The organism is Salinigranum salinum, assembly GCF_009176545.1.
Lineage (GTDB): Archaea > Halobacteriota > Halobacteria > Halobacteriales > Haloferacaceae > Salinigranum > Salinigranum salinum.
The window spans coordinates 144,871-164,100 of sequence record NZ_VTOJ01000001.1 but is presented as its reverse complement, the minus strand read 5'-3'; the positions used below and the strand labels follow the sequence as shown (position 1 = coordinate 164,100).

The 19,230-nt window shown below is 66.9% G+C and carries 17 protein-coding genes and 1 pseudogene; 8 read left to right on the top strand and 10 right to left on the bottom strand.

Going from position 1 to position 19,230, the window contains the following annotated elements:
- The first annotated feature begins 49 nt into the window (after window positions 1-49).
- From FZP69_RS00740 to FZP69_RS00725, 4 genes are all read left to right on the top strand, one after another.
- The gene (locus FZP69_RS00740) at window positions 50-1,039 is read left to right on the top strand and encodes an aminopeptidase (protein ID WP_152039489.1); all 990 of its coding nucleotides are present in this window, start codon (window positions 50-52) and stop codon (window positions 1,037-1,039) included.
- Window positions 1,040-1,179: 140 nt separating this feature from the next.
- Entirely contained in the window at window positions 1,180-2,541 is a 1,362-nt protein-coding gene (locus FZP69_RS00735; RefSeq protein ID WP_152039488.1) for an ABC transporter substrate-binding protein, read from the top strand.
- Window positions 2,542-2,677: 136 nt separating this feature from the next.
- On the top strand, window positions 2,678-3,097 hold the full coding sequence (locus FZP69_RS00730) for a hypothetical protein (RefSeq protein ID WP_152039487.1): 420 nt from the start codon (window positions 2,678-2,680) through the stop codon (window positions 3,095-3,097).
- A gap of 71 nt (window positions 3,098-3,168) precedes the next feature.
- On the top strand, window positions 3,169-3,876 hold the full coding sequence (locus FZP69_RS00725; protein WP_152039486.1) for a ferritin-like domain-containing protein: 708 nt from the start codon (window positions 3,169-3,171) through the stop codon (window positions 3,874-3,876).
- A 25-nt stretch (window positions 3,877-3,901) separates the two neighbouring features.
- On the opposite strand, the gene FZP69_RS00720 is transcribed toward FZP69_RS00725, so the two are convergent.
- Window positions 3,902-4,222 (bottom strand): hypothetical protein, encoded by a 321-nt coding sequence (locus tag FZP69_RS00720; protein WP_152039485.1) that lies wholly within the window; start codon window positions 4,220-4,222, stop codon window positions 3,902-3,904.
- 66 nt (window positions 4,223-4,288) lie between these two features.
- Entirely contained in the window at window positions 4,289-5,644 is a 1,356-nt protein-coding gene (locus tag FZP69_RS00715; protein WP_152039484.1) for a hypothetical protein, read from the bottom strand.
- Between the two features lie 82 nt (window positions 5,645-5,726).
- On the opposite strand from FZP69_RS00715, the gene FZP69_RS00710 reads away from it, so the two are divergent.
- Window positions 5,727-6,890: an acyl-CoA dehydrogenase family protein gene (locus FZP69_RS00710; protein WP_152039483.1), complete on the top strand. Its 1,164-nt coding sequence runs from the start codon at window positions 5,727-5,729 to the stop codon at window positions 6,888-6,890.
- 515 nt (window positions 6,891-7,405) lie between these two features.
- Here the strand turns inward: FZP69_RS00710 and FZP69_RS00705 are convergent.
- From FZP69_RS00705 to FZP69_RS22225, 3 genes are read right to left on the bottom strand one after another with little or no spacing between them, the layout of a single operon-like run.
- Window positions 7,406-7,999, bottom strand: coding sequence for an amino acid synthesis family protein (locus FZP69_RS00705; RefSeq protein WP_152039482.1), 594 nt, complete (start codon window positions 7,997-7,999; stop codon window positions 7,406-7,408).
- 2 nt (window positions 8,000-8,001) lie between these two features.
- Entirely contained in the window at window positions 8,002-9,144 is a 1,143-nt protein-coding gene (locus FZP69_RS00700) for an amidohydrolase family protein (RefSeq protein WP_152039481.1), read from the bottom strand.
- Complete coding sequence (locus FZP69_RS22225) at window positions 9,141-9,527, bottom strand: cupin domain-containing protein (protein WP_192918408.1); 387 nt, start codon at window positions 9,525-9,527, stop codon at window positions 9,141-9,143. Before FZP69_RS22225 ends, FZP69_RS00700 begins: the two co-directional genes overlap by 4 nt.
- Before the next feature lie 214 nt (window positions 9,528-9,741).
- On the opposite strand from FZP69_RS22225, the gene rdfA reads away from it, so the two are divergent.
- The 3 genes and pseudogenes from rdfA to FZP69_RS00680 all read left to right on the top strand — a co-directional run bounded on the left by rdfA (window position 9,742) and on the right by FZP69_RS00680 (window position 12,947).
- A complete protein-coding gene (gene rdfA, locus FZP69_RS00690) occupies window positions 9,742-10,380 on the top strand; it encodes a rod-determining factor RdfA (RefSeq protein WP_152039479.1) in 639 nt (212 codons plus the stop codon).
- 1 nt (window position 10,381) lies between these two features.
- Window positions 10,382-12,166, top strand: coding sequence for an archaea-specific SMC-related protein (locus tag FZP69_RS00685; protein ID WP_152039478.1), 1,785 nt, complete (start codon window positions 10,382-10,384; stop codon window positions 12,164-12,166).
- Window positions 12,167-12,307: 141 nt separating this feature from the next.
- Window positions 12,308-12,947: pseudogene (locus tag FZP69_RS00680) on the top strand (DDE-type integrase/transposase/recombinase).
- 281 nt (window positions 12,948-13,228) lie between these two features.
- Here the strand turns inward: FZP69_RS00680 and FZP69_RS00675 are convergent.
- The 5 genes from FZP69_RS00675 to FZP69_RS00660 form a co-directional block, all read right to left on the bottom strand.
- The gene (locus FZP69_RS00675; RefSeq protein ID WP_152039477.1) at window positions 13,229-13,888 is read right to left on the bottom strand and encodes a metallophosphoesterase family protein; all 660 of its coding nucleotides are present in this window, start codon (window positions 13,886-13,888) and stop codon (window positions 13,229-13,231) included.
- Between the two features lie 115 nt (window positions 13,889-14,003).
- Complete coding sequence (locus FZP69_RS00670; protein ID WP_152039476.1) at window positions 14,004-16,691, bottom strand: DEAD/DEAH box helicase; 2,688 nt, start codon at window positions 16,689-16,691, stop codon at window positions 14,004-14,006.
- 126 nt (window positions 16,692-16,817) lie between these two features.
- Window positions 16,818-16,943: a hypothetical protein gene (locus tag FZP69_RS23175; RefSeq protein WP_275689331.1), complete on the bottom strand. Its 126-nt coding sequence runs from the start codon at window positions 16,941-16,943 to the stop codon at window positions 16,818-16,820.
- 132 nt (window positions 16,944-17,075) lie between these two features.
- Window positions 17,076-18,140, bottom strand: a complete 1,065-nt coding sequence (locus FZP69_RS00665) for a Brp/Blh family beta-carotene 15,15'-dioxygenase (RefSeq protein WP_152039475.1) — start codon at window positions 18,138-18,140, stop codon at window positions 17,076-17,078.
- Window positions 18,137-19,036: a lycopene cyclase domain-containing protein gene (locus FZP69_RS00660; RefSeq protein WP_152039474.1), complete on the bottom strand. Its 900-nt coding sequence runs from the start codon at window positions 19,034-19,036 to the stop codon at window positions 18,137-18,139. Before FZP69_RS00660 ends, FZP69_RS00665 begins: the two co-directional genes overlap by 4 nt.
- Window positions 19,037-19,230: the final 194 nt, after the last annotated feature.

Genomic DNA, 19,230 nt, shown 5'->3' with positions numbered 1-19,230 from the left:
CCCCGAGAGTACCGTCAGACAGCCACACGGACACGGACGCACACCGAACATGATAGACCTCGAACTCAGTCCAGTCGCCAGCCGAATCGTCACCGAACTCACGGACGTCACCGCCGACGAGGAGGTGTTCGTCGTCTCCGACCCGGAGAAGGTCTCGGTCGGCCGGGCGATGACGAACGCGGCCCGCGCCGTCGGCGCGAACGCGACGCTGGCGGTCATGCCACGGCTCGACGCCCACGGGAACGAACCGCCGGACGTCGTCGCCGCCGGGATGAAAGCCGCCGACGTCGCCGTCACCGCCACCACACACGCCATCACGCACACCCAATCCCGGCTCGCTGCCTCCGAGGCCGGCACCCGCGTCGTCGTCCTGCGCGGCGTGACCGAGGAGATGATGATCGAGGGCGGGATGAACACCGACTTCGCGGAACTGGCCGAGGTGACCGCGGCCGTTCGCGACGTGCTCGGCGCGGCCGAGTCCGCCCACGTCACGAGCGCCGCGGGCACGGACATCCACCTCAACCTGGCGGGATCGGACGCGTTCTCCCTCGACGGCTACTTCCACGACTACGGCTTCTCGGCGCTCCCGCCGGGTGAGTCGCCGACCTGTCCGGCGAAACCGGGAACCGACGGCACCGTCGTCATCGACTACTCGATGGACAACATCGGCCTCCTCGACGACCCCATCGAACTCACGTTCGAGGACGGAACCGTCACCGACATCGCCGGCGGGGACGAGGCCGCACAGCTCCGGGACATCGTCGACGAGGCGGGCGAGAACGCGGGCAACCTCGCGGAGTTCGCCATCGGGACCAACGAACACGCACGGCTCATCGGCAACCTCGCCGAGGACAAGAAACGACGCGGCACCGTCCACTTCGCCATCGGCGACGACACGAGCCTCGGCGGCGAACTGCGGAGCGACATCCACTTCGACGGCCTCGTCACGCGCCCGACCGTCGAACTCGACGGCGAACTCGTCCTCGACGACGGGACGCTCCTCGTCGATCGGGTCCGCGACCTGGCCGCGGGACTGTAGCAGTCGGCTCAGTTATATAACACATCTTACAATAGGTTTAAGAGGGTTATCCGACGATGGATGTGTGGTACTCTACCATGGCAGAGAACCTCTGTCAAGTTGGCGAGCACACGCTGAAACCCCCAATACCCTAAACAATCATGAAGCGACCCTACGAAGACCTTGACAGACGAACAGTCCTCGAACTCCTCGGCGTGGCCGGTACCGTCGGGCTCGCCGGGTGTACCGGCGGTGGCGGCGACGGTGGCGACGGTGGCGGCGACGGTGGTGACGGTGGCGACGGGAGCAGTGGCGACGGCGGCGGCGGGAGCAGCGGCGACGGCGGCGACGGTGACGGAGACGGCAGTGGCGGGAGCGACGGCGACGGCGGGTCGATGTCCGGCACGGTCACCATCGGGTTACAGGGTGACATGACTGGGCCGCTTTCGACGTACGGCTTCTGGTTCGAGCGGACGCTCACCAACTACGTCGAGGAACTCAACGCCGACGGCGGCATCAACGGGATGGACGTCGAACTGGTGGTCGAGGACACCGCGACCGACGGCAAGCAGGGCGCGACGGCGTTCCGAAAACTCGTCCAGCAGAAGGACGCGGACTTCGTCGTCGGCTCGTTCTCGTCTGGTGTGAACCTGGCGACGACACCGCTGGCGCGACAGTTGCAGACGCCGTACTTCCCCAGCGGGTCGGCACCGTCGACGACAGGCGAGGACGGCAACCGCTGGATCGTCCGGACGGCACACGAGATCAAACAGAACGCGTCGCTCGGCGTTCGGTGGGGGCTCGACAACCTGGGTTCGCAGTGGACGGTCATCTATCAGGACTACGCGTTCGGTCAGCAGTGGCTCGCCGCCATCAAGGAGTTCATCGACGGCGAGGGCGAAGTCATCGAGGAGATCCCGGTTCCGATCGGGACCACGGACCTGAACTCGTATCTCAACAACGTTCCCGACGAGACGGAGGTGCTGTTCAGCGCGCTCATCCTCCCGTCGTCGATAAACTTCCTCCAGCAGACGGCGGATCTCGGCGTGCCCGGCGAACGGCTGGGCGACATCTCCTCCATCGAGGGCGTGAACGTCACCGACATCCAGGACGCCGGGGAGGGTGCGACGTTCCTGACCGGCTTGCCGCCCTCACTCGACACGGAGGGGAACAACCACCTCCGTGAACTCGCTGCCGTGGACGACGCCGACCAGAACCTCGTCCGGCAGTACTGGGTGGCCTACGAGGCGCTCTCGTTCATCAAGATGGCTGTCGAGGAGTCCGGCTGGGCGTCGGCGGACGACAACCAGGCGTTCATCGAGTGGTTCGAGTCCGGCCCGTCGGTCGACGAGGGCGTGGACTTCCCACAGGGTGACAAGTTCATCCGGGGTGCGGACCACCAGGCGTTCATGGACCGCTACATGACCCGCATCACCGACGGTGACCTCGAGGTGATCACCGAACTCGAACTCGACGAGCCGCCGACGGCGCCGGCAGCCGACTTCACCAGCCAGTCGTTCTGAACGGGCCCCGTCCCCACGACGGTGTCGTCGCCCGCGTCCAGCTCTCGGGACGAGGGGGACGAGCCACAGCCACGGTCCGGACACACGTCGCTGTCGCCCGAACAGCTAAGCGTGTCGCTCGTGTGGTACGAGTGAAATGACCTCCGAAGAGACGGAGCCGCCGGGCGACCTGACGCGACACCTCCCCGACGACTGGGACGACGCCAGTGTCGAACGGCTGGACGGTGACCTGTATCTGGTGCGCCGACCCACCGAGGACGGCACACTTCCGCCGTTTTTCATCCCGGGTGGACGCCGCCCGATTCTCGTCGACGTCCACTACGGTCGGAGCGCCATCGTCAGGGATCGCGTCGACGCCGTCCGCTACGGATACCACGAGAGCGACGTGTACACGGAGTTTTACTACCTCCAGCTCATCGACGAGCCCGAGTGGGTCCAGATAACCGAGGAGAGCGAGGAACACGACATGGCTATCGTGGCCAATCTGGAGCAGTGGGTCGAAGAGGGCCGACTCACCGAGGCTGAGGCCGAGTGGGCCGACGACCAGTTCGACTGACCGCCCCGGGGCGTTCGGTCGACACCACCACCGGTACTGCTAAGTGTGTCTCACGGTAACAATCTACTACAATGGTAATGGATAGCAAGGAGTTCGCCAAGGCGGTCATCGGCGAGTCGAACAGACGGGGGAAACAGCTCGCCGAAGACGTCTTCGATGCCGACGACACGATCACCGGCGACGACCTCATCCCGATGCTACAGGGGTTCATGTGGTCGGAGTTCTACCTGGGTGTCATCCCGCCGGTGCGTGTGATGTCGATGCTCTACGACGGTGCCTGGGACATCGACCCCTCGAACATCGACATCATGCTCGGGCTCGGCGACCAGATCCGCGACGAGGTGAAACACTCGAAGCTGTTCTCGCGGCGTGTCGAGGAACTGGGCGGCGACCCCAACGTCATCCACTACGAACCGACCGACGAGGACCTCTTCCTGCTCGAACGGACCGCAGACTGGGACGAGCCGATCGAGATAGTCACGGCCCTCAACTGCGCCGGCGAACCGGCGCTCGCCGAGGCGTTCAAGGCCATCATGGAGAAGGACATCGTCGACCCACGCACGAAGGACGTCATCCACAAGGCGAAGATCGACGAGGGAAACCACATCAACCTCGGCAAGAAAGTGCTCGAACGGTTCGCCACGGACGAGGAGACACAGGAGCGCGTCTGGGAGATCGTCGACCTGAAGTTCGAGGCCGCGTACGAGTTCCACGGCAAACAGATGGATTCGATGTCCCGACCGGATCGGTACGCGCAGGCTGGCACCAGCGACGACTGACACCGACGTCCGACCTGCCGTCTCGTTACTTGAGATACTTCAGTCGGACCCTGGGGTTCCAGCTCGTCTCGCGCCAGTCGTTGCCCATCTTCCGCTCGACCACGTCGAGTTCGCCGACGACCGCCGCCAGCGCCGTCATGTCGAACGTACACGAGGTGACGACCGTCTCCCCGTCGCGCTCCTCCGTCTCGAACGTGAGCAGGTCCATCTTTTCCATGTCCTTGAGGTCGAACTTCGACACGTCGTGGCGACCGTTCAGTCGTAACTCGGTCTCTCCGGCTTCGAAGACGTAGTCCTGGTCGGCGGTCTCCGTGGGCTGGGCATCGTCAGCGCCGTCTGGTTCCATGTGGTACGCATACACGTGTCACTGCATAAGTGTGGGGGGACGTCGGCGTGTGAGAGCGGTGGAGCGTCACCGAACAACGGGAAGGGAGATGATCCACAGGGAGAGCACCGTGTAGCCCATCATGAGGACGGTCAGTGGGAGGTGTGCCCGCCGGGCGGAGCGCGCCGTGGCGTACCGCTGTGCGGTGACGACGTGTGAGGCGACGACGGCGACGACGTGTCCGACGGTGATGAGCACGACCTGCGACGCCCAGAACGCCGGGACGGAGAGCCACCCGATGGGGTCGGCCGGCGGGACCCCGACCAGCGTTGCCCCGACGGTGACGACGCCACGGAGGACGAACGGGTAGGTGTGTGCCACCTCGTACGCGACCGCGATCGGCAGGACCGTCGGCGCGAACGCCGCGAGGGCACCGCGAACGTCATCACGGCCGCCGACCAGTTCGCTCGTCCCGACCAGCACGACGAAGCCGGCCACGAACAGGAGGTAGCCGCCGAGGAACGTGAGGAGTTCGACCCCGACCCCCGTCCCGAGCAGGACGCCGACGTCGACGAGGAAGTACTGGTACTGGATGGTGTTCAGGACGCCGTCGAAGCTCACGATGTATACGGCGGCGACGACGATGGCGGCGGCGACGGTACCGGTGACGGGAGTCGTACATCCTTCCCACGGTGGGCGCCAGCGGAGCGAGCAGGTCGTGTCCTCGGTCCGGCGGAGTTCCACTGGAGCGACCCGACCGAAGAGTCCGTAGAGGACGTCGAAGCAGTCGGCCCGACGAAACCACGTCCGGCCGAACACCAGGCCCCCGGCGAGCGTGAGAGCGGCGTAGCCACCGACCAGTCCCGCCGTTTCCCGCGGTACGTCCGGAACCCGTGTGAGGTTCTCGACGACGCCGACGAGGAGGAGGACGCCGACCAGCGCGGGCCAGGAGCCGAGCCACGCGGGATACGACAGGGTCGGCCGCCCACCCCGGAGTCGTGTGACCCCACGGGCTACCGTCTCCCACGGCGAGAGGGTCGGCCACGGGTTGCCGACGATGGCCGCGAGCAGACCGACACCCTTGAACCACACTGCCCAGACGAAGGGGGTCGCGAGGTTCCGCTCGACGGGACCGAAGACGGCCGCGACGAGGGCGAAGGCGACGAGCGCGAAAAACCCCAGGCGTGAGCCGGTCAGCACCGATCGGACGACGCCGACGGGGAGTCGCGCGAGTTCCCCACCCGAGCCGCGAAGGCTGGCGTCGGTTCCGGCGGTGAGCACGAGCGCAGTGAGTCCGACGGCCGCCGCTGCACCGAGGAGGAGCAACTCGAGCGGAATCGGCGCGTCGAACCGCGTGTCCGGCGGGTCGTGCGCCGTTGCTCTCCCGGCCAGGAGGAGCACGCCGACGACGACTGCCACGACTCGGCGGACGACACGTGCCATATCCGCCCGGTTCGTGCCCATGGTATTTCACGTTGTTCAACGCCACCATACGGTTATTACCCACTGCATACAACGAGGAACTATGCTGGATTACGTCGGACTCGAGGCAGACCTCTCCGCCGAGGAGCGACTGATACGGGACACCGCACGGGAGTTCGTCGAGGAGACGGTCAGGCCGGACGTCGGCGAGCACTGGATCGAGGGGACGTTCCCGACCGAACTCATCCCCGAGATGGGCGAGATGGGATTCTACGCGCCGAACCTGGAGGGCTACGGCCTGCCTGGTGTGAGTGAGGCGGCGTACGGTCTGCTCATGCAGGAACTCGAGGCGTGTGACTCGGGGTTGCGCTCGATGGCGTCGGTCCAGGGGGCGCTCGTCATGTATCCCATCTACACCTACGGGAGCGAGGCACAGAAAGACGAGTGGCTCGAGCGGCTGGGAATGGGCGAGGTCGTCGGCTGTTTTGGACTCACCGAACCACAGCACGGGTCGAACCCGTCGGCGATGGAGACGCGCGCCGAAGCGGACGGGGACGGCTACGTGCTGAACGGGTCGAAGACGTGGATTACGAACTCCCCGATCGCGGACGTCGCTGTGGTCTGGGCGAAGGACCACACGACCGAGGGAACCCCGGTTCGCGGGTTCCTCGTCGAGACCGACCGCGACGGGGTGACGACGAACAAGATCGACGAGAAACTGTCGCTGCGTGCGTCTATCACCGGCGAAATCGGCCTCAACGACGTGTTCGTCCCCGAGGAGAACGTCCTCCCGGGCGTCACCGGGATGAAGGGGCCGCTGTCGTGTCTCACCCAGGCCCGCTACGGCATCGCGTGGGGCGCCGTCGGCGCCGCCCGGGACTGCTTCGAGACCGCCCGCGAGTACGCGACCGAGCGCGAGCAGTTCGGCGGCCCCATCGCCCGGTTCCAGTTGCAGCAGGACAAACTCGCGGAGATGGCGACCCAGATCACGCTCGCACAGCTTCTGGCCCACAGGCTCGCCGACCTGAAGGAACGCGGCGACCTGCGTCCTCAGCACGTCTCGATGGCGAAGCGGAACAACGTGCGGATGGCCCGCGACCAGTCGCGAATCGCCCGCGAGATGCTGGGTGGCAACGGCATCACGGCCGACTACTCGCCGATGCGTCACATGGCGAACCTCGAGACGGTCTACACCTACGAGGGAACCCACGACATCCACACGCTCATCCTCGGCGAGGATCTCACGGGCTTCGCCGCCTACGAGTGAGCTAGTGGGAGCACCACGCGACCTCGACGCCGGGGCCGTACCGCTCGACGACGGGACCGCTCGGCGGCGGGACCGTCTCGTCGCCTCGCAGGTGCCGGTCGGGACGTTCTGTAGGATGTAACTCGGTGGCCGGACCTCGGGTGTGGCACCCGCCGACGGACGGCGACTCGGACCACCCCGCCCACCACCTGGGCACCACCCCGTTCGCGTGGGCGTCGTACTCGCCGACGTCGGCGCGGGAGTGTACGCGGCACGGGCCATCCTCGCGGTGCGCTTCCGCCTCGAGTCCGGCGACGCCACCGGACAGACGGTCGGTTGGCGGCGTTGACGGCCATCCGCCGACACCCGCCATCGTTCGACGAACACTCGCGAGAGATGCCGGAGACGTTCGGATACAGCTCGGGGGACCTCCGACCGTTTCTCCGACGAGGATGCCGTCCGAGCACCTGGATCCCTGAACGCGCCTCCAGACTCCTCACGACGTGTCGCCGCGTGCGCTCTCCTTCACGATCTGCTCACCTGTCGTCGCGCTGTCGCTCGCTCGCTTCCCCCTTCGTCAGTCCACCGATACGGGGGTGGAACCGACCGCCGTCGGTGACGACCACCGCGAGGAGCAGTTCGTCGTCGCGGGGCGCATCGTGGACCCGGACCTCCATCGCGTCGTAGTGTGAGCGGACGTACGCCTCGTCTTTGTAGTGGGTCGGGACGTCGAGCGACGTCCCCTGGCCACCGTGTTTCTTCGCGCTCGGGATGATCGCCTCGCCGCCGCCGACGGCCGCACGCATCGGCCCACCGAGCTCCGGATGGAGCATCGCCGCGACGTGTTCGACTTCTCCCGCCGAGCCGACGATGCCGCCCTTCCCGTAGCTCTCGACGAGTTCCGCCCCTCCGAGGGCGTCGACGGCAGCTCGGGTGAGCGTCTCACCGAGCGTCGCTCCCCAGTCCGTGAGGCGTTCGAGGTCGTCCTGCCAGGTGCCGGCGAAGGGGTTCGTGAGCACGGCGACTGCCGCGGCTTTCGTGACCGGCTCGGCGAGTTCACGCTCGCCGTCTCGAAGCGTCGTCTCGGTTCGGAGCACGCGTTTCCGGACCTCGGGTGTGGAGTCGGCCATACTCACAGCACCTCCGCGGGCGTCTTCGCTGGAGCCGTGTTCCGACTGCGCTCGACCAGTAACTCGCCGTCGACCCACACCTTGTCGACCGCCGGATACTCGCCGTGAGCCAGCGTCGCGAGCGCGTCGTCCCGCGGGCCGCCCTTCGGCGCGTCCAGGAGTACGAGGTCGGCGGGCCGACCGGGTTCGATTCGGCCGGTGTCGAGCCCGTGGTGTGTCGCCGTGGTGCCCGAGGCCAGACAGAGGATCTCGGCGGGGGGGACGTCGGTCATGCTCGCGAGGATGGCCGCCTCCAGCAGGACGCCGAGCGGCGTCACGCCTGTTCCCGACGGCGTGTCAGTTCCGAGCTGGACGCGGTGAAGGTCGTCTCGGTCGGCCGCCAGCTGGAGGATGTCCACCGCGACGCGCTGGTTGCCCGCGAGAACGAGGTCGAGCACCAGATCGGTTTCGGTGACCAGCTTTCGGACCTCCTCGTCCGGGACGGGCGTCGGTCCCCCGTTGGTGTGGGCCGCGATGTCGGGTTGGATGTCCACGAACAGCTCCGCGTCGGTCGACTCGACGCCGGGCAGACTCGTCCCGCCGCAGTGCATGAGCACGACCATGTCGCGGTCGTGTCCCCACCGGACCAGGTCGCGACCGAGCGAGCGGTCCTCGACCGGCATCAGGAACTTCAGTCGCTCGACGCCCTCTCGGTGGACGTCCTCGATGTCGTCCTCCGTCATCCCGTCACCGAGGATGAGGGTGCCACCACGGAGTTTCACGCCGCCGGGGCGCTCACGCTCGAAGGACTTGTGGGCGAGCGTGGCCAGCGCCTTCGCACTCTCGACGTCCGGGGGGCGCCCTGGCAGGTGTGGCTCGCCGTTCGAGATCATCGACGTGATGCCGCCGTGGAGGTAGCTCTCACACCAGCCGAGCGTTCGCTGGCGAGGGGTGTAATCGCCGAAGACCGGGTGGACGTGCGAGTCGATGAGACCCGGAGCGAGCGTCGCACCACGGGCGTCGACGACTGTCTCCGCGGTCGTCGTGGTCGCGTCCACCTCACGCACGACGCCGTCGGCGACGTACACCGACTCGGCGTTCGAGCGGGGGTTCTCGACGTCACCCGTCACGAGGACGCCGACGTTGGTGATGAGGACGTCACTCACGGCTCTTCACTTCCGCGATCTCGAATCGCTCGTTCTGGACCCTGTGGGGCGAATATCCAGAGCTTCCGGAGCCGACTGTCGCCGACGTTCTCGTGGTAGTGGTGGACGCCGGGCGGGATGATCGCAGCCTGGCCGGGGGCGAGGTCGAACACCTCCTCGTCGGTACAGATGCGCCCCCTTCCATCGAGGACGAAGACGATCTCCTCGACCTCGCGGACGTGTCGAGCGCCCCGTGCGCCGGCGTCGAACTCGACGACGCCGACGCTGACGTGTTCGACACCGACCGTCTCGTCGGCGATGATGCGGCTGGCGAACCCGTCGCCGCCGAAGGTCGGTAGGCTGTCGGTATCCCTGACGACGACGGACGGTCTCTCGGCGCTCATCGTCGGCCGTCTCCCCCCGTCGCTCGTGTCCCGTTCCCACCCCAGGTCGTCAGTCGACACACCGTGACAAACGGTATCATGAAACGGTATCTTCGGGTGACGGCAAAAGCGTTGTGTCGGCATCCGTGAACCAGACGTCGCGCGCACGGCAGGACCCGTGACCACGATCAGATCACGGTCAGGTTTATGTCCTGTTTCCACCAATGACGTGTCAATGACCGAGGGCCGGTGTAAAATCGACATCGTGACCGAGCGTTACGACCTCGATGACACGGTCACGAGATACGCGACGGTCGACGAGCGGCTGTTGACCCGGTGGACGGGCGCCGACGAGGGCGACTCGGCGGGGTACCGGACACTGGCAGCGTGGTTCAACAGGCGTCTCCTGAAGACCGTCTACGACGAGCACGGTCGTGAGACCACCGGGAAGCGAATCGAGAGCGACTACGAGGCGCTGACTGGCGACGACGACCTCGTCCGCGAGGACGTGCTGGACGACCTCCGTGGGGCAGGTATCGACGCCGATGGCCTCCTCGATGATACGGTCTCGTGGAGTACGATGCGGACCCACCTCAAGGACTGTCTCGGGGGCGAGAAGCCCGTCCGCGAGGCGGAGACCGAGTGGGAACAGAAGAGCGTCAGCGTCGCCCGGCGAGTCACCGCCTCGAAGGTCGACGAGGCGCTTCGATCGCTCGACTCGAAGGGCCGACTCCCCGGCGGCTCCGGCGCGGAGGTCGATACGCAGATTCTGCTCAGTTGTCCGGACTGTCTGATTCGCATCCCCTTCGACGACGCCATCGAACGGGGCTTCGTCTGCGAGGACCACCTGGGCGCCGAGGCGGTGTCTGAGTGAGATGTCCTGGCACCTCACCATCGAGAACATCGCGGGCATCCACTCCGGAGACGTCACGATCGAACCCGGTGTGAACGCCGTCAGAGCGTCGAACTGGCAGGGAAAGTCGAGTCTCTTGACCGCCGTCGAGACCGTCATGGGGACCGCACGCGACCTCACTGAGAGCGAAGACCACGGCTGCGTTCGCCTCGACGTCGGCGAGGAGACGTACGAGGTCGAACTCGTCCGGGAGGGAAGAACAGTCACCACCCGGGGGAACCCGTACCTCGAGGACAGGGCGACGCGGACGGCGGCGTCGCTGTTCGCGTTCCTCGGAGAGGACAACGCGGTCAGACGAGCGGTCAGGCAGGGTGAGAACTTGGAGTCAGTGCTTACCCGCCCGCTGGACTTCGAGAACATCGACGAACAGATCTCGGAACTACGCGCCGAACGGAGCAGCGTCGAGGCGGAACTGGAACGCGCCACCGAAGCCGCCAGTTCGCTTCCCGAGGCACGGTCCAGTGTGACGACGCTCGAGGAGGAACTCGGAGCGCTGCGCGAGGAGCGAGCCGACCTCGTCGAGCGGTCGGGCATCGGCGAGGACTCCTCGGCGGAGCGCGAGGAGTTGGGCAACGCCCTCGCCGAACAGGAAGACCTCGAGAGCCAGATCGAGCGCCTCGAGCGGAGCGTCGAGCGGACGCAAGAGAAACTCACCGACAGCCGGGAGTCGCTCGAAGCGCTGTCCGTCCCCGCCCCGGCGGACGATCTCGCCTCGGAACTCCAGCAGGCACGCGAGCGATACGACCGCCGGAAGCGTGACACCGAACTGTTGCAGTCGGTGTACGCGCCGACCAAACGCATCCTCGACGAGGACCGCCTCGAACTCATCACCGACGTCGAACACGACCTTCTGGACGACACCGTCCGATGCTGGACCTGTGGGGAGGAAACCGACGAGGCGACGGTCGAGGAGCGACTCGACGCGCTCGGCGAGCGCGTGACAACGCTCCGCTCGGAGGCCGACGCCGCCCACGAACGGGTCGAGACACTCGAGGAGCGCATCGAAGACAGACGCGACGCTGAACGCCGACAGGCCGACCTCGAAGAGCGTATCAGAGACCTCCAGTCGACGCTCGGAGACCGTGAGACGAGCCTCGAGCGGGCTCGTGAGCGCCGTGACGAACTGGAGCGTCGAATCGAGGAGCTCTCGGACGAGGTCAGCGCGGAGGACGACCGGTTGACCGACGTCGAGAGCGAACTGAAGTACACGCGGATGCGCCTCGAAGAAGCCCGAGAGGAACTCGCAACGCTGGAGACGCGTGCCGACCAGCAGGAGACACTCGAGGCCGAGTACGAGCGACTCGCCGAGGAGATAACCCGGCTTCGGACCCGGAAGCAGTCCCTGAAGCGACAGACCCGCGAGGCGTTCGAAGACGAGTTACGCGCGTTACTCGACCGCTTCGACACCGGATTCGAGACGGCCAGACTCACTTCGGCGTTCGAGCTCGTCGTGGCCCGCAACGGTCGGGAGGCCAGCCTGGACGCGCTCAGCGAGGGGGAGGTCGAACTGCTCGGCATCGTCGCGGCGCTGGCGGGGCGAGACGCGTTCGACACGCCCGACTCGGTGCCTATCATGCTCGTCGACAACCTCGGTGGCCTCACAGACGCGAACCAGCAGACGCTCGTCTCGTATCTCGAGACTCGTACGGAGTACCTCCTCGTGACCGCCTATCCCGAACACTCGGTGTTCGAGGGTCACACGGTCGACACGTCGAACTGGTCTGTCGTCTCGCCGAACACGACCTGACTGGTGGCGAGGCCCCGCTGGAACGACGTCGCGTCCGAAACAGACGTGTCTCTTTGACCCGTTCACCCACGGGTAGCTGACGCGCCTCTCCTACCCGCCGTGGGTACGTCGGGAACGAAGCGATCGATGTTCGAGTGTCCTCTGGCCGTAATCGACCGCCTCAGCCGAGATACGGAGTGGATCGCCGTGGAACGTGTGGCCCGACAACGGACACCCGAGGTCGTGACCCACGTGGATATTCAGTTTTCAGTTCGATTTCACTGAATTATCGCCTTAGTATATTACACAGAAAACCGAAAATTTGTGTGTCGAAGGCAGTCGAACGGCAGCTTGCACCTGGATACAGAACACCGACCCACTGCCCGACAGTGACGGTGATCCGAATCAGAGTGCGGTTGACGAAACGCTGATCCGTGTCAACAGCCAGCGCCACTGGCTGTTGGCGGCGGTCGGTCCCGATACGAACCAATTCATCCATATTCGGCTGCTTCAGACGCGGAAGACGCAACTCACCGTGCTGTTCCTTCGTGAACTCCGCGAGAAACAGCAGGTCTCGGACGTGACGTTTCTCGTCGATGACGCCGCTCATCTCAAAGCTGCACTCGACCGACTCGACCTTCGATTTCGCGTGTGCCGCCGTGAAAATCGGAACGCCGTCGAACATATCTTCTGTGAGGTAAAACGTCGAACCTCTTCGTTCTCAAATACGTTCTCGAACGCGCAGCTGCCGACCGTCGAATCGTGGCTCAAAGCCTCCGCCGTCTGGTGGAATCGATGCTAAAGCTAACACGACCCTTTCAGAGTGAGTCTCCGACGTATCTCCGTTACTGCGAGCTGTTTTCCCGGTCCGAGAGCCGATTTCAGTCACCAGCGACACCGAATTGTCGTCTTTCCCAACAGAGAGCGAATCTCCGACACTGCTCAAGCCTGATTCACGGTCGAGAGTGATGCATACATCCTCTGTCTCGGTCACAGCGATATCGATAGGTCGGACATATATTACGAGAAAACGTACGATGACTCTCGCCAATACATAACACCTCGACGGCCCGGACGCCGACGTCAGCGTCCCTCGTACAGCCGCTGTCCCAGTCGCCCGGGGAGCCCCGCGTCCTCGATCGCTTCGACGACTCGATCGATGTCGTACGTCACCCGTCGTTCCTCGACCTCCCGTTCGTCGAGGTCGACCACGGCGTACGCCGCGTCGGGGTCGCCGTCCCGCGGTTGGCCGACGCTCCCCGGGTTCACGAGCATCCCCTCCCCGAACACCGCGTGGTGCTGGACGTGAGTGTGGCCCATCACGAGCAGTTCCTCGCCGTCGAGGAGTCCCGGTGCGAAGTCGGCCGGGTACGTGTAGCGGTCGGGGTCGTCGGGGTGGCCGTGGACGACTTTGACCCGCCCGTCGAGGAGGGTGCGCTCGTCCGGCAGCTCCGCGAGCCACGCGAGCGCGTCGTCGTCGAGGTGGTCGCGGGCGTACTCCACCCCGGCCTTCGCCATGCTGTTGAACCGGAACGCGGTTCCCGAGGCGACCGCGCGGTCGTGGTTGCCCATCACGGTCGGTATCTCCCGGTTCCGGACGGCGGCGACGCATTCGGCCGGCCAGGGGTTGTAGCCGACGACGTCGCCGGCACAGACGAGCCGGTCGACGGCCGGCATGTCGTCGAGGACGGCTTCGAGCGCGACGCGGTTCCCGTGGACGTCGGAGACGACTCCCAGGCGCATACCTTCCCTACGGGTGTGGGACATTAGTATCCGGCCCCGACGACCGTCTCGTCGTTCGCCGTCCGGTCTCCAGTGTCCGATCTCGGTCCGTTCCGACGGCCGGGACGCGAGGCCGTTACTCGTCGCCGCCGTCGGTCGAATCGGTGTCGGAGCCGTCGCTGTCGTCACCGGGAGCCGCGTCGTCGCGCTCCTCGAACGCGTAGTCGCTCCCGACAACCTCGCGGATGCGGGCGGCGGTCTTCGCACCCACGCCCCGGACCTCCTGCAGTTCCTCCTCGCTCGCGGTCATCACGGCCTCGACGCTCCCCAGGTGGGAGAGGAGTGACTGCGCGGTGACGGGGCCGACGTCCGCGATGGCACCCACGACGTACTCCTGCTGTTCGTCGAGCGTCTTGGCCGCCTTCTCGCCGTGGACGCTCACCTTCCTGTCCCGCTCGGTCTGTTCGCGCGTGGCGATGGTCGACAGGAGTTCCGTCGTGTCGGCCTCGTCGCGCGTGTGGAGGACGCTGACGCCGAAGTCGACGGCGAGCGAGGCGATCGCTCCCCGAATCGCGCCGGGATGGACGTTCCGCTCCTCGTACAGGCCGTCGCCCTCGATGACGACCACCGGGCGGGCGTAGTGGCGGCTGGCGTCGCGGGCCTGGGCGAACAGTGAGCGGTCGCTCCCCAACAGCGTGTCGAGGAAGTCCGGGACGGTCTTGCGTTCGACCACCACCCGATCCGAGAGGACGTAGTCGCCGACGGCGAGCGTCTCCAGCCGGGTCCGCACCCCCTCGCGCGTCGAGAGCTCGCGGGCGATGGTCGAGTCGAGCTCCCGCTGGTCGACGACGATCTCGACGACGTCGGGGTCGTCGGTAGCGTCGGCGGTGGCGACCGTTCCCTCCGGATCGGGGTCGACGTCGTCGGTACCCGTCTCCCGGGCGTCGTGAGCCTCGTCGGTGCCGGTCCCGCCGGTCCCGCCGGTCTCGCCGGCCTCGTCGGTCCCGTCGCTCCCGTCGGTCTCTTCGATCGCTTCGGAGACCCCGCCGGCATCCCGACGCTCGGTGTCCGTCTCCGCTGCTCCGGTCGTCCCCGCGCTCGACGCGAACTCCGTCAGCGACGAGTCGCGGGCCCCGCTGCCGTTGGTGGCTGGGGTGGTCGCCGGCTCCGATCCCGTGGTCGACTCGCCCGCCCCGGCGTCGTCCTCCGTACGTCCGTCCGATTCGCCCTCGTCGTCTTCGAACTCCCCCAGTGTGGTCTCTTCCAGTTCGCGTTCGAGTTCGGCGGCGACTCCCTTCAGATCGCGGAGCTCCTCGGCCATCTCGCGCTCTCGTCGTCGCGAGATCCAGAAGAACGCCTCGTCGCGCGTGTCCTCGGCCAGAAGCACCACCACTCGGCCCTTCGCCTGGCGACCCGTCCGCCCCTTCCGCTGGATCGACCGGATCGCCGTGGGGACGGGCTCGAAGAACAGCACGAGATCGACCTCGGGCACGTCGAGCCCCTCCTCGGCGACCGAGGTCGACACCAGCACCTCGAACTCGCCGTTGCGGAACTCGTCGAGCGTCTCCTGCTGTTCCGTCTGGGTCATCCCCTCCGAGCCGTCGGTGTCGGACTGGCCGACGAACTTCCGGACGTGGAACGACTCCGCGAGGAAGTCGACGAGCGCCTCCGCCGTGTCCCGCGACTCGGTGAAGACGATGACTCGTTCGCCGCCGCCGATGCCCAGCGTCTCTGCCAGGAGGATGCGCGTCTTCGAGAACTTCGGGTGGATGCCGTCGAACGACTCGGCGAGGCGCATCGCCTCTCGTACCTTGGGTTCGGCGACGAGTCGCTGGCTCGCCTTCGACGCCCCCGACGAGCGGGCGGCGTTGCGCTGGCGCTCGAAGTAGCGGCGGACGGACTCCACCGACTGGGTCTCGACGAGCTCGACCGCGCGGCGGAGTTTCATGATCTCGGCGTGGACCGACATCCCCTGATAACCCTCGGACTCCCCGGCGTTGATCAGCCGTTGCAACTCCGCCCGCATCCCGTTCAGTTCCTTCTGGGACAGGTCGGGGGAGGTCCTGTTCGTCACCCCCATCTCCTTCAGTTTCTCCAGGCGGTCGGTGACGACCTCGTTGAGCGCGTCGCGGATCTGAAGCACCTGATCCGGCAGCTGGACCCGGTTCCACTCGACGTCGGTGTCGTGGGTGTAGTCGGCGACGTCGGCGTCCTCGTCGGTCATGACCTCGACGTTCGAGAGGCCCAGGTTCTCACACACCTGGAGGATCGCCTCCTTGTCGCCGCCCGGTGACGCCGACATCCCGGTCACGAGCGGGTCGGCGGCGTCGGCGTGGTAACGGTCGGCGATGTAGACGTAGGCGTAGTCGCCGGTCGCGCGGTGACACTCGTCGAATGTGAGATGCGTCACCCCTGCGAGGGAGATCCGGTTGCCGATGAGGTCGTTCTCGACGACCTGCGGCGTCGCGATCACGACGCGTGCGTCGTCCCAGAGCGCCGCGCGGTCGTCGGGGCGGACCTCGCCGGTGAAGACGACGATCTCGTCGTCGGGGATCGAGAGCGCCTCGCGGTAGAAGTCGGCGTGTTGCTGGACGAGCGGCTTCGTCGGGGCCAGCATGAGCGACGTGCCGCCGACGGCGTGGAGTCGTTCGGCCGTCACGAGCAACGAGACGGTCGTCTTCCCCAGTCCCGTCGGGAGACAGACCAGCGTGTGGGCGTCCGTCGCGGCGCTCGCGAGGCTGAGCTGGTACCGACGGCGCTCGATGAACCCCGGTGAGAGCAACGGGTGGTCGACGTACGCGTCGTTCTCGGGCGTGGCCGCCATCGCTCTCAGTTGCGCGCCGCGCCGGTTAAGCGTTGGCGAACCGTGGTGAAAGTGAAGCCGTGTCGTGTGTCTGCCGTGTCGCGTGTGTCGTCGGCGGTCGCCGATCGGAGCCGTCCGGCGAGCGAGTCACGTCGATTCGGTCGACGCACGGTCCGTCTCCGACCGGTCGGTTTCGTCGACGCTCTCCGGGACGGAGTCGCCGACGAGGTCTGCCCACTCTGCCAGTCGCGACGAGGGGGTGGGGGGTGTCATGGTGGACGCCTCTAGCGGGACGTCTCGAACTAGACGGATAACCGTTGTGTCCAGTCCCGTGCGCCGGGAATCGGTGACCGGCGGACGAGAGACCCGGCGCAGTGGTCCGGCGTGCCGGCAGCGACAGCCGATTCACCAGACGCCCTGGACGCGGTCCATCCAGGTGACGACGACGACGTGCGGGAGCGTCAGCACGGCGATCCCGACGAGGTAGAGCGCGAGGAGGCCCGTGGCGTCGGCCGCCAACGTCGTCGGATCTCCCGGGACGACGAGCGCGAGCCCGCCGAACAGCACGAGCGAGACGGCGGTGAGCGGGGCGGCGTCCCGGGCGAACCGACGAAGCGCACTCGCCGCGTCACCGTCGGTCAACGCCGTCACCGACCCCGGGTCGATCAAGAGGAGCCGAGCGATGTGACGGAGCGCGTGCCAGCAGGTGAAGTAGAGCCCGACCGCGAGCACGGGCGGGAGGGTGGCGAAAAAGACCCACAGCAGGGCGAGTTCGCCGACGTCGATGGCCCACGGCTGACGGGCCGCCCCGCCGTAGACACGCCACGCGCCGACGCCGGCCGCGACGAGCGTCAGTGCGAGGAGGCCCCCGCCGGCGACGAGGCGTGCCTCCGGGGTGAAGAACGGGTCGAGCGCCTCGACCGGCCCGTCGAACAGCGCGACGAACCCGCGGACGACCCGGCGGTAGTCGGCCGGATGGAACGCGAGCGGGGCGACCATCGGGAGCCCACCGCGGACGACGAGTGCGACCGCCCGTTCGACACGCGACGGGAGGTGCTCCGCGTCGACGAACGCGAGCAGCGCGTACACGTCGCCCTGTCCCCAGTGCGCCCAGGTCAGGAGGACGAAGAAGACGGCCGCCGAGACGGGTGCGAGGAACCACCACGCGAGGTAGGCGCCGCCGGCGACGAGGTACAGCACGCTGACGGCGACGATCGACCGCCGGGGACTGCCGTCGACGGTCCTGGCGGGCGCGAGATGATCGACGGCACCGTGGGGCAGGCCGAAGACGAGCACGCTCGCGACGAACGGGGCGTAGATCACTGCCTGCGGGAGCACACCGAGGAGCGGCGAGAGGAGGACCGCCGCACCGACGGCGATCCACGAGGGACGGACGACGGCCGCGGAGAGGGTGCGACGGACCCGGGTAGGCAGCGACCCCGACACCGGGGCACGGGCGGTCACGCTCATCGCCCTCGCTCGACGGTCGTGGGGTGGTCGTGCGTGGCCGTCGCCGGTTCGTCGGACTCGCCGCTCCCGGCGCTCCCGCCGTTGGCGACCGGCGACGCGGGGGACGGCCCCGTCGCGTCGACCGCGTCGGCGCTCCCGTCGACGGGTCGGGAGCCGGCGTCGAGATCGAGTCGGTCCCACCGGGACATCACCCACTCGAACAGCACCAGCCCCTGCACGACGAGGAGGTTCGTCACGAGGAAGAAGACGGCTTCCTCCAGCGGGAGGCCGAGGAGATCGACACCGAGGGTGTGCGTGGTAGAGATGGTCCACACGCCGAGTTCGATGGCGACTCGGTCGGCGAACCAGAGGTAGAGCGTCGGGACCGCGACGGCGACCGGCCACTCGCCGCGGGTTCGGAGGAGGTAGCCGCCCCCCACCCCCCACTGGAGCGCCAGGAGGGGACACGCCCACAGGAGGATCGCCCCGAGGTAGTAGCCGGTCGGCGCGGGGCGGAGGAGCAGGAACAGTCCGGCGGCGCTCAGCGCCAGGAAGCCGACCGTGCCGATCAGTCGAGGGAGGTATCGGGTGTCGCGCTCCTCGAAGGTGGGCGAGAACCCCATGGTGTAGAGGAACAGCCCCGAGAGGACGGGCTGGAGGACGAAGAAGAGGTACTCCTCGAGGGGTGCCGATCCGAGACGGGCGACGACGGTCCCGTCACCGTACCACCACACGCCCTCTTGGATGAGGAAGTTGTCCCACGGCGTGGTGTAGACGAGCGCGAGCAGCGTGATCCCGACGAGTCCCGTGAGTGCGACCCGGCGACGGGCGGGCGGGAGCGTCGGTGCCGCCCGGACGAGCAGCACCAGCGGTGGGAGGACGAAGACGAGGTGAAACCCCAGATACGTGAGCGTCATCGTCGCGTCCGCGCGCCCGGGAACGTCGCTGGAGTCGGCGTCATTGTTCGAGCGGACCGAAGGCCCCGACCGAATTGAACCCCACGGCCGATCCGTCGTTCGTCGGAGAACGGTATTTTAACCTTTTGGCCGACAGGAGCTATATATCGCCCGATATCCTCATTTTTCGGCCGATCTGCCATCAAATATAAGTC

Bases quoted from the DNA above. Each gene is read 5' to 3' on its own strand.
- FZP69_RS00740 (WP_152039489.1), top strand. From the start codon at position 50: ATGATAGACCTCGAACTCAGTCCAGTCGCCAGCCGAATCGTCACCGAA.
- FZP69_RS00735 (WP_152039488.1), top strand. From the start codon at position 1,180: ATGAAGCGACCCTACGAAGACCTTGACAGACGAACAGTCCTCGAACTC.
- FZP69_RS00730 (WP_152039487.1), top strand. From the start codon at position 2,678: ATGACCTCCGAAGAGACGGAGCCGCCGGGCGACCTGACGCGACACCTC.
- FZP69_RS00725 (WP_152039486.1), top strand. From the start codon at position 3,169: ATGGTAATGGATAGCAAGGAGTTCGCCAAGGCGGTCATCGGCGAGTCG.
- FZP69_RS00720 (WP_152039485.1), bottom strand. From the start codon at position 4,222: ATGGAACCAGACGGCGCTGACGATGCCCAGCCCACGGAGACCGCCGAC.
- FZP69_RS00715 (WP_152039484.1), bottom strand. From the start codon at position 5,644: ATGGCACGTGTCGTCCGCCGAGTCGTGGCAGTCGTCGTCGGCGTGCTC.
- FZP69_RS00710 (WP_152039483.1), top strand. From the start codon at position 5,727: ATGCTGGATTACGTCGGACTCGAGGCAGACCTCTCCGCCGAGGAGCGA.
- FZP69_RS00705 (WP_152039482.1), bottom strand. From the start codon at position 7,999: ATGGCCGACTCCACACCCGAGGTCCGGAAACGCGTGCTCCGAACCGAG.
- FZP69_RS22225 (WP_192918408.1), bottom strand. From the start codon at position 9,527: ATGAGCGCCGAGAGACCGTCCGTCGTCGTCAGGGATACCGACAGCCTA.
- rdfA (WP_152039479.1), top strand. From the start codon at position 9,742: ATGACCGAGGGCCGGTGTAAAATCGACATCGTGACCGAGCGTTACGAC.
- FZP69_RS00685 (WP_152039478.1), top strand. From the start codon at position 10,382: ATGTCCTGGCACCTCACCATCGAGAACATCGCGGGCATCCACTCCGGA.
- FZP69_RS00675 (WP_152039477.1), bottom strand. From the start codon at position 13,888: ATGCGCCTGGGAGTCGTCTCCGACGTCCACGGGAACCGCGTCGCGCTC.
- FZP69_RS00670 (WP_152039476.1), bottom strand. From the start codon at position 16,691: ATGGCGGCCACGCCCGAGAACGACGCGTACGTCGACCACCCGTTGCTC.
- FZP69_RS23175 (WP_275689331.1), bottom strand. From the start codon at position 16,943: ATGACACCCCCCACCCCCTCGTCGCGACTGGCAGAGTGGGCAGACCTC.
- FZP69_RS00665 (WP_152039475.1), bottom strand. From the start codon at position 18,140: ATGAGCGTGACCGCCCGTGCCCCGGTGTCGGGGTCGCTGCCTACCCGG.
- FZP69_RS00660 (WP_152039474.1), bottom strand. From the start codon at position 19,036: ATGACGCTCACGTATCTGGGGTTTCACCTCGTCTTCGTCCTCCCACCG.